11 protein-coding genes are annotated in these 18,919 nt (G+C 33.3%); all 11 read left to right on the forward strand.

Annotated elements, in window-relative coordinates:
* The first annotated feature begins 48 nt into the window (after window positions 1-48).
* A complete protein-coding gene (locus LI074_RS15235) occupies window positions 49-342 on the forward strand; it encodes a VanZ family protein (protein ID WP_118521955.1) in 294 nt (97 codons plus the stop codon).
* A 204-nt stretch (window positions 343-546) separates the two neighbouring features.
* A complete protein-coding gene (locus LI074_RS15240; protein WP_173698358.1) occupies window positions 547-2,040 on the forward strand; it encodes a hypothetical protein in 1,494 nt (497 codons plus the stop codon).
* 157 nt (window positions 2,041-2,197) lie between these two features.
* A complete protein-coding gene (locus tag LI074_RS15245) occupies window positions 2,198-2,422 on the forward strand; it encodes a hypothetical protein (protein WP_173698359.1) in 225 nt (74 codons plus the stop codon).
* Window positions 2,373-5,210, forward strand: a complete 2,838-nt coding sequence (locus LI074_RS15250) for a hypothetical protein (protein WP_173698360.1) — start codon at window positions 2,373-2,375, stop codon at window positions 5,208-5,210. The genes LI074_RS15245 and LI074_RS15250 overlap by 50 nt, the downstream gene beginning before the upstream one ends.
* 568 nt (window positions 5,211-5,778) lie before the next feature.
* Window positions 5,779-8,004 carry a hypothetical protein gene (locus LI074_RS15255; RefSeq protein WP_173698361.1) on the forward strand — a complete coding sequence of 742 codons (2,226 nt, stop codon included), beginning with the start codon at window positions 5,779-5,781 and terminating at the stop codon, window positions 8,002-8,004.
* A 345-nt stretch (window positions 8,005-8,349) separates the two neighbouring features.
* Window positions 8,350-9,762 carry a non-canonical purine NTP pyrophosphatase gene (locus LI074_RS15260; protein ID WP_147419396.1) on the forward strand — a complete coding sequence of 471 codons (1,413 nt, stop codon included), beginning with the start codon at window positions 8,350-8,352 and terminating at the stop codon, window positions 9,760-9,762.
* 34 nt (window positions 9,763-9,796) lie between these two features.
* Complete coding sequence (locus LI074_RS15265) at window positions 9,797-11,089, forward strand: tetratricopeptide repeat protein (protein ID WP_173698362.1); 1,293 nt, start codon at window positions 9,797-9,799, stop codon at window positions 11,087-11,089.
* A gap of 21 nt (window positions 11,090-11,110) precedes the next feature.
* Complete coding sequence (locus LI074_RS15270; RefSeq protein WP_173698363.1) at window positions 11,111-13,471, forward strand: hypothetical protein; 2,361 nt, start codon at window positions 11,111-11,113, stop codon at window positions 13,469-13,471.
* Window positions 13,472-13,480: 9 nt separating this feature from the next.
* On the forward strand, window positions 13,481-16,234 hold the full coding sequence (locus tag LI074_RS15275) for a hypothetical protein (protein WP_173698364.1): 2,754 nt from the start codon (window positions 13,481-13,483) through the stop codon (window positions 16,232-16,234).
* Between the two features lie 271 nt (window positions 16,235-16,505).
* Entirely contained in the window at window positions 16,506-16,679 is a 174-nt protein-coding gene (locus LI074_RS15280; protein ID WP_173698365.1) for a hypothetical protein, read from the forward strand.
* Between the two features lie 55 nt (window positions 16,680-16,734).
* The coding region (locus tag LI074_RS15285) for a fucose pyrophosphorylase domain-containing protein (RefSeq protein ID WP_173698366.1) at window positions 16,735-18,919 on the forward strand (2,185 nt) is incomplete at its 3' end.

Consider the following 18,919-nt stretch of genomic DNA (forward strand, 5'->3'; position numbering starts at 1 on the left):
ATAAAAATCTGTGATGACTGACAGATTTTTATTTCAGGATAATCATAAATGATAGATATCTGGCTTTTTGTTCCATTGGGGACAGGTTTGTGTAAGGTATATCAGAAAAAATGGGTGTTGTTGATACCGTTTATTATGTCTGTAGCAATTGAAATGACGCAGTATATTACAGGACTTGGTATTGCAGAACTTGATGATGTATTTGGAAATACAGTGGGTGGATGGATTGGCGTGTTAGCGGCATATGTTGCGATAAAAAGAAAAGGTAAAGAGTCTTGGACTGGATTAAGATGCATTATTTTAGAGGATTGCTATAAAATGGATTTCAACTTATTTATGTAGATTTATGTAGAAATGTTGATTTTACATGAATTATGTTGAAAATTGTTAAAAAATAGGTATAATGTAATACAGGAATAAAAGCGGATACCTTAAATCGTCGCTTTGTCGCGTTTAAGAAGAGAAGCGGACATAATACTTTAGTTATTCACTTGAAACATAGTGGAATGGTATTTTGTCTGCTTTTTTACATTTTAGAGACTTAAAGTGGAAGACTTAATTTTGATAAATACAGAAAATGTACAAATTACAAAAGAAGGAAGGTTTCTATTTATGCAAATATACTCAGCGATTTTTCCTGTAAAGGAGACATTGACGCAGGATATACTGATTAAATTGGTAATTGAATGGAATCAGGGAAGCCCTCATAACAAAATTACTAATTTAGATTGGGATGGGCAGAAAAGAAATGTAAAATTTGAGCAGGAAAATTTATCATTAGCAATTGAAGAAATTCGTAGATATAATACGATTGCTATTAGATTTCATCAGTTTGATGAAAATAATATTATTTGGAATACAGATATTGTGGTTAATTTCAATAAGCATATTTTCTCTATCAAGTTAGACAGGGAAACAACAGATAAAACAACAGGATTTGTTCCGAAGTTTAAGCCGCCGATTCTTGTTAATATGTTACTTAATAGAAATTATATTGCTACAGATAATGGGATACAGATAAGTGACAGGCCAATCTCAATTACCAAAAATAATTACAAGATTATAGAAGATATTATATGTAGAAAGATAGTCTGTTCTATGCCTGTGATATATGTAACAAAATCATGGGGAATGTATCCGTTTAGGGTTCAGGAGTTAGCGTATAATCTGAGGGGAGTTGCACATGTATTTGTTGAAGATGATACAGAAGTGTCAAAACTTCTCAAAGAAAGCTGTAATGGAATGAACTCACATCATGGAAGTATTGGAATTTATTATTCAGGCAGTTCAGCTGCATATAAGATAATTATTGCAAATAAATATAAGGGACGGGAAAAAGTTTTAATAGATTGGATTGTAAATATTGTTTCCCGATATGTAAATCAGCAGGCTCGCGACAGGATGCTGACCTGGGAGGGTGTTCAGAATGAATTACTAAAACTCAAATATGCGAGTGCTACAGAAAAGAAAGCAGAGGCAGAAAGTGAAGTATCTGAAGTCTATAAAAATTTTGCGACGGAACTCAAAGAAAATGAAAACACTATTAAAGAAAAAGAACGCACAATTGAGGATCTGAATAATCGAATTGTAGCATTACAGGTGGAAAATCAGGGACTCAGAGCCAAGTATGAGCGAATTACAGAAGTTCCACTATTATATTATGGCATAGAAAACGAACTATATGATGGAGAAATCAGAGATCAGGTTTTAGAAGTTCTTAACAGCTATTTGGGAAATATAAAAAAGAAAACCCGGAAAGAGCATATACTGCAAGATATTCTGGAATATAATGAGCCTACAGGTACATTAAGTGCCAAAAGGGAAGAAATCAAACATATATTAAAGGGATATACAAAAGTTGACGAGAGCCTGAAAAGGAATCTAAAACAGTTTGGTTTTGTTATTACGAAGGATGGAGGTCATTATAAACTTACATATAAAGGGGATCCAAGATATATGTTTACAATGGCTTCGTCAGGAAGTGACAGCAGACATGGTGGTGGGAATCTTGCATCGCAGATAAACAAGAATTTGCTATGAATTTTGATAATTCACAGCTTTTTCAAAATTAGAATCTTGAAAATTCATATAAAAAATAGTAATATCTAAAATACAATATGTTCTAAAATAAGAACGGAAAGAATAGGAATTTATAAGAAACGGATTCAATGAGACAGGAGTTAAGGAGGAAAGAAATATGGTAATGGCGTCGAGTCATGCTAAGGAGATTTCAGAAGTAATACGAAGAATGAGGAGAAAGGAGGCGCTAGAAAAATATTGGGATAAAATAGCGATAAAAGAAGATGGATATGTAATGGCCAGAACTATGGAAATAGAGTATGTTCGAATTGGAAGAATGAAGGAGAATACGAATGAGGAAAAAGGAGAAGAAAGTAACATACAGGCAGTCAGTGAATTTTAAACTACTAAGTGAAAGGCAATTAGAAAATATTTTTCCAGGTTGGAATGATTTGCTTGATCGTATAGACTCATACCGGAAGTGGCTTGGAAAGAAGCAGATAAAAAGAGAAGAATGCATTAATAAACAGTATAACTTAATGTATGAGAATGTTTATACTATATTAGGAGGTCGCGGAAGTGGAAAAACTTCTGCGATTTTTACGTTGCGTGAATATCTTGAAGAGGACAGCGTAAATAATATAGTTTTACCAATTGTGATGCCGGAAGTGATTCCGGAACATGGAGAGACATTGGGATGGATTCTTGCGTCACTGGAGGAACTTGTGAAGAAATTAAGTGATGCACTGGAAGTACAGGAGAAAAATAGAGATAATTTCTTTCATGAGTGTAAAAGGCAAAAAGTATCTTTGGCAGATCTCTATGATGAGGTAAAAGAACTTTGTTATTCAAGACAGACAAAGGATGGAGGAACTTCTTTTTCGGAAGAAATAAAAATAAATGAACGAAGAAACCAAAGTGGATATGAATTATCAAAAAAAATGGCAGAGTTCTGGATGCAGTTGGTGGAGGCTGTAAAAATAGTAAAACATCGAAAGGAAAAAGATGATCAGAAGGAGCCATTAATTTATCTGATTTTTGATGATGTAGATTTAAACCCGGAAAAAGCTTTGGAAATATGTTCTACAATTATAAAATATTTGTCACATCCTAATCTGATTATATTTATGACAGCAGATGAAGAATTGTTTTATGATGTGATATTGAACTCTATGACGCACAAAATGAAGGGTGTATTAAAATATATGGATTCGGATGACCCTGTAAATTATAATCTATTTGAAAATTCTTTTGAGCGAGTGCCGAAAGTTGGGAAATATAATGATAAAATTCAGGAAACAGCAAGCTTATATATGAGAAAAATTATGCCTGTATCAAGTAGATATCCATTAAAGACATTTGAAGATTGCGCACAGAAGCGGATGTTTTGTCTGGATGGAGAGGATACATCTGGAAAAGCAGATCAAAGTTTAGAAGAATTTTTGAAAGAGATTATTGACAAATTTATTATAGAAGTTAGTGACAACGTAGAAAATAAGGAGAAAAATTTTTTATATTATAATGATGGTGATGACAATAATTTCATTTCCATATATTTAATGTTTTTGGGAACAACATCACGTCAGATTACAGATGGAAGTCTGGTAATTCAGCAGTTTCTAAAAAAGTTATCAGCCATGGGAAAAACGGATAAAAAAGGGGCAAGAACATCAAATTCGTTATATAAAAAAGAAAGATTGAAGGAATATGTGAGAGAATTTGTTGTTGATATAATGCAGACAAGAGGAATATATTGGGGGAACAATTATGAAATCATGCAAATGGCTAGAAATCTGATTATTTCCAGGGAAGAAACCCTTGATATATATATTTCGTATGCATATGTTTTACAGTTATTTGATGAGGAGATTCAATATGCGAATGAAGATAAGGTGAAAGCCAGAAATATTATCAGTAGATATCTTTCGCTGTTTATGCTCTTATTTTTTATTGAGAATATTTTATTATTAATGACACCTCTACTGCAGAAAATGGAAATATATGGACAAAGAAATAGAATTCATGGTCATAGGTATCTTGTGACATTGATGGATAAACTTGTAGTACCAAGTGGTGAGATGGAATCATTGATAAAAAGGGAGAGTAAAGTCTATTCTAATAACTTGTCTGAATTTTTATATACGTATGGCAATATAATCGAAAATTATTATAGAATAGTTCCATTTAATCGTTACAGAGTTTCGGATGTTCAGGCATATTTATACGGAATTAATACATTGGAAAAAGAGGTGAAAGCTGAAACTTTAGAGGAATATTACTGGAATAGTCCGAAATGGTTTAGTACAGTGATTCCTATGATTTGGTTTGCATATAAAGGTGTATTTTCTATTGATAAAGATTTTTATAATCAAAATGTAAAGAGATTATATGGAATACATATTTATACGGAAGAAATAGCAGATTTTTTATCAGATTTGCAGCTGATTTTGTCAAAAGCAATTTGTGAAAAAGAAAGTGAGCAGGTAGAAACAGAGATATGTGAGTATAAAAATCTGGTTGATTTGAGAAATAGATTATGTGATTTATATAGTAAAGTGGACACATATTGGATAAGTAACAGGGAAAAATTTGATGAATGTATAAACAGAATTAAAAGTATAATGTTTAATTATGATATCGAAAGACGTATTTTACAAATAGAAAATTCTATTGGACATACAAGGTATATGACAGGACAGAAAGTGGAAAAAAATTTTATTAGCAGGAGATATGTAGATGATTTATTCATTTATATAGAAAAAAATATATCAAATTTAGACTTTAAAAAGGAAAATGAACAATTCTTATCACATTATAGCAATATATCATCGGAAAACGATTGGAGATTGATATCATATGAAATGACAAAAATGAAAATGTACTTAAAACTTATCCCTGATTCGTATGGTCAATATACTAAAAAAATAATAGAAATGCAGAAGATTTATAAAGATACATTAAAACAGATTGTAAAAATAAAATTATGGGAAAATTCGATATCATCTTCGAATACACAAAAGGAAGCTTCACTTGGACAGTTTGAGGATAAAAGGCTAGCGTATCATAAATTATACGAAACATTACAGGAAGTATATACAGATAAAGACAATGAGAAAAATTCATTATTTATTCAGGGTCTTCATGACGTTATTAAAAATGCAGCTGATGGATATATAAATTTTTTAGTATAAAAGAGGGAAAAACATGGATAAAAGACGAATGTACCAGATTTTGGACGTTTTGACACTTCCCTATTGCAATCCTGATTTTTATCATAGAAATCAGGATTGCATCGCATCTGTCCGAGAGGCATTTTATGAAGTATCCAATAGAAATAATCTAGGCTGGAAGAAAGCTGAACAATTAAAAAAGCACTATCATGATGCAGAAAATGAAGTGAAAAGATTTGTTGGTAAGCAGTTATATGTTACACAAATTGATGATTATATTTTGATGCTCAATTTATTTTTTAAAGAACAGGAATGCAATAAACTTTTCGGGTTTTTTAGAGAGATTGATAACAGAGAATATCTGATATCTGTGTTATATTTGAAAAATTTATCCCGTATTGCCAGATCATTGTTAACATTCAGAGATGGAAGGATTGCTATCCGTATGTGGACAAATAAGAAAGACAGTACGGGAGAAAAAGATATTTTTTCAGGACAGGATGTATATAACAAAATAGAAATCTGGAATCTGTTATCCCGTATGATGCCGCTTGATATTCTCATTGCAGTCTTCCTGACAGAGAATGAATTGGATGAGGAGTATTACCTGTACAGGCAGAATGGCATGATTTTCTTAGGCGATAATATTCTGGAAACATTGTTAAGAAGAGGAATTGCTGAAACACATCTACATTTTAATGCAGGGATGCAGTATCAGTATATCTGGCAGGAATACATGAATCTTTTCAGATGGCAGGAAGTAAATTCGCTTAATATTCCGTTTCATATAATTGCTTTTCGTACTATATTTGCAGAATATCTGGAACATCAGGAAGGATATCGGTGTTTAAGAGAATTTCTAAACGGTAATTTTTCTAAAGTGTTGGAAATCAGCGGGTTATTTGATGAATTGGCGAGAGGAGATACAAGTTTAAATTCGGAATATACGGAAACTTCTTATAGTGAATTATATAGACGATGGAAAAACGTAGAACTTCAGGACCATAATTTTTTAATGGGAACATTATATGCAAGATACAAAAGTCTGCATACATATGAAGAAATGATTTTTTTGTTTAAAAGTGCAAAATATTTTAGAGACAAAAAAATAAATGCAGAATATGTTTTTGAGTTACGTTTGTTCATGCAATATCTTCGCAGTAAGAATTTTGTTTTTAAAGATATTTTACAGAGTGTTCCAATTTATGGGTTGGAGTACTTTCAAATGCATTATAGTACAATGCGGCGTAACGAACGGGCAATACGTCTGGAAAAACATGAAATCTGTAAAATTTTACTGCATTCCATTCACCAGAATGTATTTCTGAAAAAATATGAAATAAGAGTTGGCATACCTGAATTAGGTGTAAAAGTAAAAACAGAATATAATAAGCAGGAACTAAAGCGAAAAATACTGCGTGAGATTTATCTGGTTTTGAAAGAGTATAAAAAGATTCTGGAAGAGTATCAGGAAGAACAGGTCCCTAATCTGGGAATCATATTCAGTTTTTTTAAAACGGATTCTGTAGATAACAGAATTGGTGATATGTGCTGGCTGCAATATAGTGAAACAGGAACAAAAAGTTGGAATATGGATCATATCACTTTAAAACAAAAACGAATGAAAGACAGCGCGGTTGCTTTAGAAGAATTAAGAGGTGAGATTGATTTTCTTGATAAATATGTTGTAGGAATTGATACAGCATCTGTTGAAAATAAAGCAGAACCTTGGATTTTTGCACCTGTTTATCTTGCGATTCGCAGACAGATTATTACAAAACCCATCCGGCAGGAAAAAAATAGATATTCCAGAATTAATAATATTGGATTAACTTATCATGTAGGAGAAGAATTCCGACATATTTTATCCGGTTTCCGTCATATATACGAAACTATTTCTTTTATGGGATTTAAAGCCGGAGATCGTATTGGTCATGGAATTGCTCTTGGTGAAGATATTGAAAGATGGGTTGACCGGCATGAAACAATTGTTATTCCGATAGAAGAATGGCTGGAAAATCTTGTATGGTTATGGGGAACAAGTATATCCGGAGAATTAAATGTAAATATTTTTGCAGAGCAGTTAAAAGAAAAAATTCAGATTTTAGCATCGGAAATATATGGCAATGATACAAATTTAACACCAGATATACTCTATGAAGCATATCTGGAAAAATTTCATTTATTGCATGAAAAATCGTTTGAAATGATGAAACAGTATTGTCAGAGAGATATGCTGGAAGAAGATGGAGAACACTTTTGTAAATATTATAAAGGAAGGAGCAATGAAGAACATAGATGGACGACTGAAAAATTGGTTTGTGCATATTTTTGTCCTGTATATTACAGGAGAATGCAGCAGCCGATTATGGTACATGTTGAAAGAGAAAATCTCTCTCTTTACTTAAAAATACAGGAGGAATTATTAAGAATTGTAGCGCAAAAAGGTATTTTTGTTGAAGTTAATCCCACCTCCAATACAGCAATTGGAGAAAATCGTGAACTATTTATGCATCATATTATGAATCTGAATAATCATGGACTGGTTAATGAACATGCACATGAAGTAATGGTTACGATTAATTCAGATGATCCTTTAATCTTCAGTACAAATTGTGAAAATGAACTGGGATATATGTATCATGCTTTACTTTCTAAGGGATATTCAAGAGAACGGGTTATTGAATGGATTGATAAAATACGTCAATACGGAGTGGATAGCAGCTTTGTAAGAGAAATACGTCCAAGAAATACATTATTAAATGAAATAGGGCAAATTTTGCAACAGATAGAAAAAATAGTAGGAGTGGATTGAAATATTTCTTTTAATGATTTCCAGAAGATCAGAAACATATTTAAGTACTAATTTTTGTAAACTAAAACAAAGCCATTGAAAAAATTACTTAATATGGTAAAATAAAAGGACGGTAACAATTTTTGAAAAAAATGATCATGTACTTTAATTTCAAATAACTATTTAAACGTTTTATAAGAAATTCATACAAAAGAAAAAATCTTTTAATTGCTCTATGGCATATTGAAAGGAAGAAGCGGTTATATGTTTGAAATATATTCTATATTTTAAGTAGAATAGACATATATACGCTTTTTTTATTACAAAAATATAGATATTAGTAAGCTGGTGAGGGAGGAAACAGATTTGAAACGATTATTATATTTTGTATCCAATAGTAAAAATAAATATGAAGAATTGAAGCAAATGGCAGAGGGTACTTCATATGATATCAGATGGTATCAATATTCTATAAAAGAATTGCAGACTGATAAAGTAGAAGAATTACTTAGACATAAGGCATTAGCAGCTTTTAAGAAAATTAAACGTCCTGTGATCGTGGATCATACGATATTAGAGGTTGAAGCATTTAATAACTTACCGGGACTTCAGACGAACTATTTTTTTGAAAAACTTGGAAATAAAGAAATAGTTGATTCCTGCAATTATAAAAAAAAATGGAAAGCAAAAGCAATTACTAAACTTTGCTGTTGTACGGGAAAGAAGTTGATTTTTGCTGAAGGAATGGAAAATGGAAGAATTACAGAGAAGGCAGATGAATTAGAAGGAGCGTATGCATGGGATAGTATTTTTAAACCTTCTGAAAATAATGATAAGGATGAGATTTATGCCAGACTTGATAAAAATGAACGTTCAATGCGTAGAAAAGCATGGGAAGAATTAACGAAACAATTAGAAAAAGAAGAAATACTTTCTCCTGATTTGGAAAGTTATCAGAATAATATAAAAGATTTGGCGAGATTGATCAATCAGAAAAAAGTAATGCTATTTATTGGAGCCGGAATATCTGCGTCAATAGGGCTGCCATCCTGGAATTCTTTAATAGGAGAACTTGGTCAGGCAGATGATTATGATCCTGATGTTTTTTCAGAATATGGCGATAATATGCTTTTGGCTGAATATAGTGATGGAAAAGGCGGTAAACTACAAGATATATTTAAAAATAAATGGGATATAAACAAGAATCCTGATTTGAAAAAGCATCTGGAGGAGTCCATGATTTATAAATATATTATGGAACTGGACTGTCCGGTAATTTATACAACTAATTACGATCATATGCTGGAAGAGTATTATAAATTAAAAAAAAGGAAACTACATAAGATTGTAAAGTTAAATCACTTTAACAGCGATGAACATAATTATCCAAGGATTATGAAATTTCATGGAGATACTGAGGATATGGAAAGTATAGTATTGACAGAAAGCCAATATTTTAAAAGAATGGATTATCAGTCTTTTATGGATATTCAACTGCAGGCAGATCTGTTAAAATATACGGTTTTGTTTCTGGGATATAGTTTGGCAGATATTAATATTAAGCAGTTATTATATCTTTCAAGAAAGCGATGGGAAAATACTAAGCTTGAGAATCCTTCATATATTTATACTGCAACACCAAATTATGTACAGGAAGAAGTTTTTAGAAATAATCATATTGTAAGTATTTCCGGTGATGAAGCAGATAAGAAAAAAGCAACGGAAATATTTTTAAAAGATCTTTGCGAAGCAATAACGAAAGAAAAGAAAAGGAGTTGAAAAGAGAAGAAGAAAAGGAAAGGATAACAGTGGGATGACAAATAAAATTTATATAACATATGATAATAATGAAACTGTAACTTATTCTTTCTGGAAACAATTTTTTTTAATGAGTGGAGTATGGGTAATAGGAAACGAAATTGAAAATACGAAAAAGCATAATCTGGAAGCAATAAAAACAGAATGTTTACATTTATATTTTTTATCTAAACAAAATCTTCCTGTAATAAAGGATAGCAAAATTAAAGACAATGTATTTTATTTTACGAATATAAAAAATTGCGGAAGCAATGCGTTGTACAAAAGCAGAAAAGATATTTTGCCATATGACTGGAAAAAAAAAGATACATTTATAAATGCATTGGACAAAATTACTTTTAAGAAAAAAGAAAACTATAGTAATCTTCTTGAAACATATATAGGTAACAGTTTGTGGCTGTCAACCTGGCTATATTTCGAACTGGCATATGAAGGATTAACGGAATGGGATACATGGATATTGAATAACAGCAAAACATCTATTGGTGATTTAAAAAACTATTTAGATAAACTGGAAAAAAAAGTAAAGGTAAAAAAGAGCAACTCATGGAATTACAAATTTATGTATTTATACTGCAAGTATTTAGAAACAGCTATCGAGAACAGAAATCCGGAGGAAAGAAAAGAAAAGGTAGAAGATCTTTTTAAAGATGTAAATAAGTTATCGCTAGAATATGGGTGGCAGCCAGCTCTGTGCGAATTATGTGCATTAATAGCTGATCTCAGTCCGTTGAAAAATAAAATGGCAGTTTTGTACTACAAAGAAATACTGGAGAATGAAAGGAATCCGGAGATACTATATAAATTGGGTAAAGTTTATGAGAAGAAATATGGAGACATAGAAAAGGCAATTAAGTATTATGAATTAGCAGATGAAGCAAAAACGCATTACAGAGCAAGATATAAGATTGGTAGTTATTATGAAAAGAGAGGAGAATGGAAAAAGGCAATAATTATTTATGAAAGTATTTTTGAACAACTTAAAAACAAAACAGGAAAACATTTATATAATAGTACAACAACTTATGATTTTGAGTATTATGAAAAAATAATGATAAAAATAAGAGACATATTTAGACAAAAAGTAGCATATAAGGGGAATGAATTAGATGAGCTGATTAATGAATTGAAAGAGAAAAAGGTTGAATATTCTCACTTGGAAAAAATGATACATTGTATGGGAAAAATGTCAGATACAGAGAAAACTGAAAAAGAGAGAGAGCACGATTTTCTGGAAAACATTATGGAGCATGTACAGGAAAGAATAGATTTATATTATCTAAAATAAAAATTCGAAGGAGAAATGGTTATGCAAGAGAAAAAATACAAGTTGCTTATTGATGATCTGTCTGCCATAAAATATGAGGAAGAAAGTGAATTTGAAAATTCCGTATCAGCAGATGCATATGAAAAGGCTTATGCGATAACGAAAAAAATACTGAGAGAAAATAAAAAATTCCGGGAATTAAAAAACAAAGGTACTACAGGAAACAAACTGAGAAACTCAGAACAGATATATAATATATTGTTTTTTACAGGTGCAAAAGGCTCTGGTAAAACTTCAACGATGCTTTCCTATATGGAATATCTTAAAGATTTTTACAGAAAAAGTGATAAAGGTGAAAATAAATTATCTTCGAAAGATCATTTGATGTTTACAGGGTTAGAATATATAGATGCTTCTGTTATGGACAAAAAAGAGGATATTCTTGGATGTATACTGTCAAAAATGCTGAAAAAATGGAAAGAAGAAGAAAACCATAGTTATGAAGGCCGGAGAATGGGAATTATACAAACGAATGATTACTCATATAGAAAAAGAAATATTTCACTGGCATTTGACAGAGTATATACAAATTTGAAGAATCTGAGAAGTTCAAAAGATGTTATAGAAGATGAAGATGATACATTTCTGGAAACTTTGGAGAAATTATCTCTTTCCTGGAATTTAAAAGAATCATTTCAGGAATTGGTGCAAGAATATTTGGAAATCATGAAATATCCAAATACAGAAGACCTGAAAATAGAAAATCACTTTCTGGTTATCTCAATAGATGAAGCAGATATGAATATAGATCATGGATTTGAAATCATAGAGCAGATTCGTCAATATTTAATGGGACCTAATATAATTGTTCTCCTGTCAGCTGATTATGATCAGTTGGAAAAAATATGTGATAACCATTTTTCAAGAGAATTTTCTTCCATAAATAAATTCGAGAATATGGATAAACACATAAAAAGGCTGACCAGAGAATACCTGGAGAAAATAATTCCATCAGATAGAAGAATTATTATGTCTTCAGGAAGTGAATGGAAACTTCTGGACAGAGAAGAAATAGAGGTATATTACAAGGATGATGAAGGAGAACCATACGGAGAAGGAACAATTAAAAAAATAGTTCAGAGAGATTGCAGAGATAAGCTGGGAATTGAATTATATAAGAATGGTGAATTGATTAAATATTTTACGCCAAATACATTACGTGAACTTTCCACCTGGATAAAGAAAATGAGTGAACTTTCGGACATTGATATTTCGTTAAGAAAAAGTAAAGCGTATGAATGGTTTTGGGGAGAAATGTTTCCTAATGTTTTGAAAAAAGAAGATGAAAATTTAAGGATATTTTCCATTTTAGGAGACATGAGACCAAAAGAGCAGACGGATTTGCTGGGAAGTATTTTGAATGCTGGGAATAATAATCAGAGTATCTTGGAAATGATATCTCTGATCCAGTCGAAAAATATTGAAGAAAGAAAAAAATCAAACGTTTGTATGCTATTTCTTTCTATGAAAATTATGGAAATGATGCAGGATACAGAGAAATCCAAGGAACTTTATGACTATTATTCGCCATGGGGACTCTGGGGAAAATGGGAAAAGAAGATGGGATCTGAATACATAATAATAGGAACAACAGAAAAAAGATCAATGTTGTGCAATGTTCATTGTTTTGAGTTTTTTAATCTAAATAAAGCACTGGAAATTCAGGTAAAGAAGTTTATTGTTAGTGCCAATAAATCAGGGAAAATTCCAGATAGTGAGATAGATATGATGAAAAATTTCCAATATATTACATTGTTTTTTAATTTGGAAAATGATATCAATGAAGAAACTAATTCATGGGAATTTATTCAGGAGAATCAGACCATGACTTTAGGAGAAAAACATAATGATAACTGGAGTCGAAAGGGAATATTTAGTTTTTCAAATTCAATATTAAACATTTTAAAAGGATGTAAACTGGCAGAAATGTTTTGCGAATGTATGGAGAAAAATCTGAAAGACAGTGGTGTTACATCAAGAAAGGCACAGGGAATAATTGAAAGATTAGTAATATGTAGAGATGAGAATAGCAGAAAGATTATGCCATTTTATAATCTGGAATTTCTATGCGGGTTGGGAAAGGAATTGGAAAAAGAGTTTGCAGGAAGATTTATGATGGAACTCACATTAGAAAATGTGTCGCTTCATTTATACAGATACTGTTGGATTATCAAAGAAAACCTCAGAAAATATGACAAAGCATTTGGCACAGAATATGAAGAACATTTTTCTGAATTTGGATTGTTTGAGAAGATTTTAAATGAGGATATGGATCTTTTGAGTTTGTTTTTTGATACTGTTCAGAAGGTTTATGTACCAAAGGAATTTGGACTTGATGACTAAGGAGCTTAAATGGATAATTTACGGTCGGTATTAAATATTGTATTGAGCAAGATTCCAACATCATTAATAGTGAACTCAGAGATTCAGTATGATAATATTAATCGAGACACTTTTGTAAAAATAGCAGGATACTATTTAAAATATTATTCTAATGATGAATTGGATAATTTGTTTGACTATATTAAGAATGAATATGAAGATCAGGCAAATTATGTGAGAGGTTTTGAAATCGGAAAATATGAGGACAAAGAAGGTTTCAGTGTTTTTGATGCGATTTTGATATTTGCAACCAGAGTTTTGCAGGAAATAGATGGTGAACCGATTTGCCGTTATGAAAATGTACTCAGATGGCGTTTTACTTCACATTTGTTGGAAGAAGATATATTTACAACTGCATATCTGGCTTTTCAGGACTGTAGGGAAGGAAAAAGGAACAGGGATTTTTCGTGGAAACCAGTAATTGGAAATAATAATGAGCATTTAAATTGGATATTGCGGCAGGGGCTGGCTGATAATCATTTTCATTTAAAAGGTTCAGCACCACAATTTCCATTATCCTGGATTAATATGATGAATCATGTGAGGAGCAAAAAATATGAGAAGATTCTGGAAGGATATGGCAATAAAAGACTTTCGGTTTCGTATGAAATTGGAACGGAAGAAGAACATCTGTATTCATTATATTTAAAGGCAGCGTTGATACGCTGCTTTTTATTCGCGCAAATAACTGAACAGGAATTCTTTATTGCCAATAATCTGGTTCGGAATAATTATGATCCTGATCCTGAAACAAGAAAATGGTCAACTGAAAATCTTGTAATGTTTCTACTGAAAGACAAAACAGAAATTATTTTTTACCGAAACAAAATTCAGGAAAATATTGATTTTTTCAGAACGAATAAAGGTGAAAAACAGTTGGATTATGCATTGACAGGTGAATATAGAAAAGGAATAGGAAAAAATGAGGTGAATAATAGCCTTTCTGGTGAACGATGGCTTATGTATGAAATGTTTCTCAGAATATATGCAAAATCCGTCAAAGATCAAAAATATTTTAACCTGTTCTATCTATACCTTGTTATAAAGCGTGCAGTTAGAGCGGAACTTGTGCAAACAAATGAAAATATTGGATTTGACAATTTTGAAAAGTATCAGAACAGAAAAGAAGATTTTATTGAAGATACACCTCTGGAAAAAGAATACATAAAAATGGCATTAAAAGGAACGATTGTCAATCAGAACATACTTCATCTTGAAACACGTCTTACACCAAGAAAAACAGCTTTACAAAACAAAAAATACATTGAAAAATATGATAAAGTCATGAAAAATGATAAAGAATTGATGGAACGATATTTTTATGTATTTCATTTTGTAAAAGAGAAGGATAATGAGAAACTATTAAACAGCGATTCTTATTGTCGTCATTATCAAAAAAGGCGCAGCCTGCAAAAACAGGCTAAAGCAATTGCACTATTTCGTACAAAATTTCCTGAAACAGCAAAAAGATTGAGGGGAATAGATGGATGTTCAAGAGAAATAGGATGCAGACCGGAAGTTCTTGCTCAGACCTATCGTTATTTAAAAAATCATATAGTATATGCGAAAAGAAATAAAGTATATTATGACAACAATAAAGAAGTAACAGTACCTCAGCTTCAGATGACATATCATGTAGGCGAAGATTTTCAAAGTCTGGTAGATGGTCTTAGAGCAATTGAAGAGGCAATTATGTTTTTTAATCTTAATTGTGGTTCAAGATTAGGTCATGCATTGGCATTGGGTGAAGATCCGGATGAATATTATGAAGGAAAGAAAAATTGTATATTGATTACGCAGCAGGATTATCTGGACAATCTTGTATGGGTATATTACCGAATTAAACGTTTTTCTCTTATCGGATATGAGGATTTACTGTTAAATATTGAGCAGGAATATAATAAATATTTCAGACTGATTTATGGAGATGCTGTATCGGATGAATTTTTTGAGGCTGTTATAAGAGAGGCAGGAAAATATTTTCAGAGGAGCAATGAGCGTGTATCTAAAGGATATAGTAATACGCATTTCAACTTTAGAATCTCTGAATACTATTCGGCATGGCAATTACGCGGAGATGATCCGGAATGTTATAAAAATGGATATTTTAAAGATACAGAAGATTTCTCCGAATGGAAACGCTTCTCTGTGAATAAAGAATGTCCGAGAGATTATCGGATTCGTTATAATCCTGAATGTGCCTATTTATATTTCCTCTATCATTATAATCCACATGTAAAAAATGAAGGACGAAAAACAATAGAAGTTCAGATAAGCCATAAAATGATAAAATGTATAAAAGAAATCCAACGAGAAATGCAGTTTTGGATTTCAAAACTGGGAATTGGAATAGAAGTTAATCCTTCGTCTAACTTTTTTATAGGTACATTTGATCGATATGATAAGCATCCGGTATTCAAATTATATAATATAGGATTAACTGGATCGGAAACCAAACTTAATGAATGTCCTCAGATTCCTGTATGTATAAATACAGATGATCAGGGGATTTTTTCAACTTATTTGGAAAATGAATACGCATTAATAGCACTGGCTTTGGAAAAAGCAAAAGATGAAAATGGCAAAAATCTCTATAATCGAATGTTCATTTATCAGTGGATTGAGAATATCAGAAAATTAGGCTTACAACTAAGCTTTGCAAAACCGGAATCATCAAATTTAGAAAAATTTATTGATAAAATTCCTGAATGTGTACATCAATAAAAACTGGACGCTCTAAATATAAATACAACCGATTTAGAAAGTAATCCTATATGCGTGGACGGGCAATTATTAGAAAAAATAATAACTCATCTTAATATATTAAATCTTGCAACCGACAAGGAATATGTACATAGTTTTTTTGAGTAAAATAAGAAAATTGTTTTCTGGATATGAAACTTATTACAAGCGGGAATGAAACAATTTAGGTCTCTTTGCCTGAAAAAATTATTAAAACTACATATATAAGAGGGAGGGAATCTTTAATATCAAATTGGAAAATGAATATGCATTTATTGCAAGAGCTCTGGAAAAAAAGGTAGACGAAAATGGAGAAAAAATGTATTCAAAATCAATGATTTATGATTGGCTGGATAAGATACGAAAGATGGGATTGAACCAATCATTTCTTACAGTAAATGATGACGCAAACGATAAACTTCCATAAAATGCCCGAACGAAACAATATATTGAAAAAATCTATACCCAAGGAGGACTCCCAAATGACAAACTTAAATTCCCTTTTCCTGTCCCAGGCCTACAAGGACTGCTGGGACGATTATAACAGATCTTTAAAACTCCGTAGCTTCCCACGTTGGGACTACGTGATCCTGACTGCTTCCAATGAGCAGCAGGCAGAAGGTTTCCGTAAACAGATTGCGGACAGGCAGAATTTCCTGCCGAGAGGCACGAAGTTTATTGCCATCCCGGACCGTGATGGCAGGCGTGTCGGATCCGGCGGGGCTACGCTGGAGGTTCTGAGATATCTTCATGAACAGGAAGGATCTTTTGACAGCCTTCGTGTGCTGGTGATTCATTCAGGCGGGGACAGTAAGCGTGTTCCTCAGTATTCTGCGCTGGGTAAGCTTTTTTCGCCGGTGCCTCATGAATTACCCAATGGACGTAGTTCCACTTTATTTGATGAATTCATGATATGCATGAGTTCTGTTCCTTCGCGGATCCGTGAAGGGATGGTGCTGCTGTCGGGAGATGTACTGCTTTTATTTAATCCTCTTCAGATTGACTACAACAATGTGGGTGCAGCTGCCATATCCTTTAAGGAAAACGTAGAGACCGGCAAGAACCATGGTGTTTATCTGAATGGACCGGACGGAAATGTGAAGTGCTGTCTGCAGAAGAAATCTGTGGAGGTCCTGCGGGAAGCAGGAGCAGTCAATGAATCCGGTTGTGTGGATATTGATACCGGGGCACTGATCTTTAGTACTGACATTATGAAATCTTTATATTCACTGATTGAAACAGACGCGGACTATGACAGAAATGTCAATGAGAGAACGCGTCTTTCTCTTTACGCTGATTTTCTTTATCCTCTGGCTTCGGATTCTACGCTGGAGGATTTTTACAGGGAGAAGCCGGAGGGTGAATTCTGTCCAGAACTGACGGCTGCCAGAACCCGTGTGTGGGAGGTGCTGCGTCCCTACAGGATGAAGCTTCTGCGTCTGGCACCTGCGAAGTTTATTCATTTTGGAACGACCAGGGAGATACTGGAGTTGATGAACGGAGGTGTGGATGAGTACCATTATCTGGGATGGAGCCGGAAAGTGGGCAGCAGTATCCGCAGTGATGTGTCCGGCTATAACAGTGTACTGAGCAGCAGGGCATCTGTTGGGAAGGACTGTTATCTGGAGGTTTCTTATGTGCATGGAAATTCCAGGATTGGCAGCCACAGTGTGCTCTCTTACATAGATGTGCAGGATCAGGTTATTCCTGATAATGTTGTTCTCCATGGGCTGAAGCAGAGAAACGGAAAATTTATTGTCCGTATTTTTGGCGTAAATGATAATCCTAAGGAGAACCGACTGTTTGGCAGGGATCTGGATGAACTGGAAGATACACTTGGAGTGAGATTCTGGGAGGAGAACGGACAGGCACATACCTTGTGGTCTGCTGCGCTGTATCAGGAGGCAGATACGATCCGGGAGGCAACAGATGCGGCACTAGAACTTTATGAGATTGTCACAGGAGGGAAAGATTTTGACAGATCTTTATGGACTGCAGCTTCCCACAAGTCTCTCTGCGCCGGATTTAATGAGGCGGATCCGGATGCTATCATAGCATGGAATAAGCGGATGGCAGATCTGGTAACTATGGACGGGATTGCAAAGGCAATCAGAGATCAGGTTCCGGCAGGAAGTATAAGAAAGCTGCAGTCTTTGACAAAGATTCAGAAGGAATGGCTGGAGAAGCGTCTGAGAAAAGCAGATTTCGGTGAAAAAATGCGTCTGCATTATTATCTGGGAGTGATCCTTGAGGATGAGAATGAGGTGCAGGAATGTTTCCGCATTATTCAGTCGGAAGTTCTGGAAGCGACGATCAAAAGCCTTGCTTATAATGAGCAGGCAAGGATTGTTACAGATCATCATACAGTCAGGCTGCCGCTTCGTGTGAACTGGGGAGGTGGCTGGAGTGATACGCCGCCCTATTGTAATGAAAAGGGCGGGACTGTATTAAATGCAGCTATTCTTCTGAACGGGGAGAAGCCGGTAGAGGTGACATTGGAGAGGATTCCTGAGCAGAAGGTGGTTTTTGACAGCCGGGATATGGATGTTCATGGAGAGTTTGACACGATTGAGCCTTTGCAGGCGACAGGTGACCCTTATGATCCTTTTGCCCTGCAGAAGGCTTGTCTTCTTGCCTGTGGGATCATTCCCAGGGAAGGACATACTC

This window comes from Blautia sp. MSK18_10 (assembly GCF_020553185.1).
In the GTDB taxonomy this organism is placed as follows: Bacteria; Bacillota; Clostridia; order Lachnospirales; family Lachnospiraceae; genus Blautia_A; species Blautia_A wexlerae.

Coding starts and splice junctions, on each gene's coding strand:
- LI074_RS15250 (WP_173698360.1), top strand. CDS start 2,373: ATGAGGAAAAAGGAGAAGAAAGTAACATACAGGCAGTCAGTGAATTTT.
- LI074_RS15265 (WP_173698362.1), top strand. CDS start 9,797: ATGACAAATAAAATTTATATAACATATGATAATAATGAAACTGTAACT.
- LI074_RS15245 (WP_173698359.1), top strand. CDS start 2,198: ATGGTAATGGCGTCGAGTCATGCTAAGGAGATTTCAGAAGTAATACGA.
- LI074_RS15235 (WP_118521955.1), top strand. CDS start 49: ATGATAGATATCTGGCTTTTTGTTCCATTGGGGACAGGTTTGTGTAAG.
- LI074_RS15270 (WP_173698363.1), top strand. CDS start 11,111: ATGCAAGAGAAAAAATACAAGTTGCTTATTGATGATCTGTCTGCCATA.
- LI074_RS15275 (WP_173698364.1), top strand. CDS start 13,481: ATGGATAATTTACGGTCGGTATTAAATATTGTATTGAGCAAGATTCCA.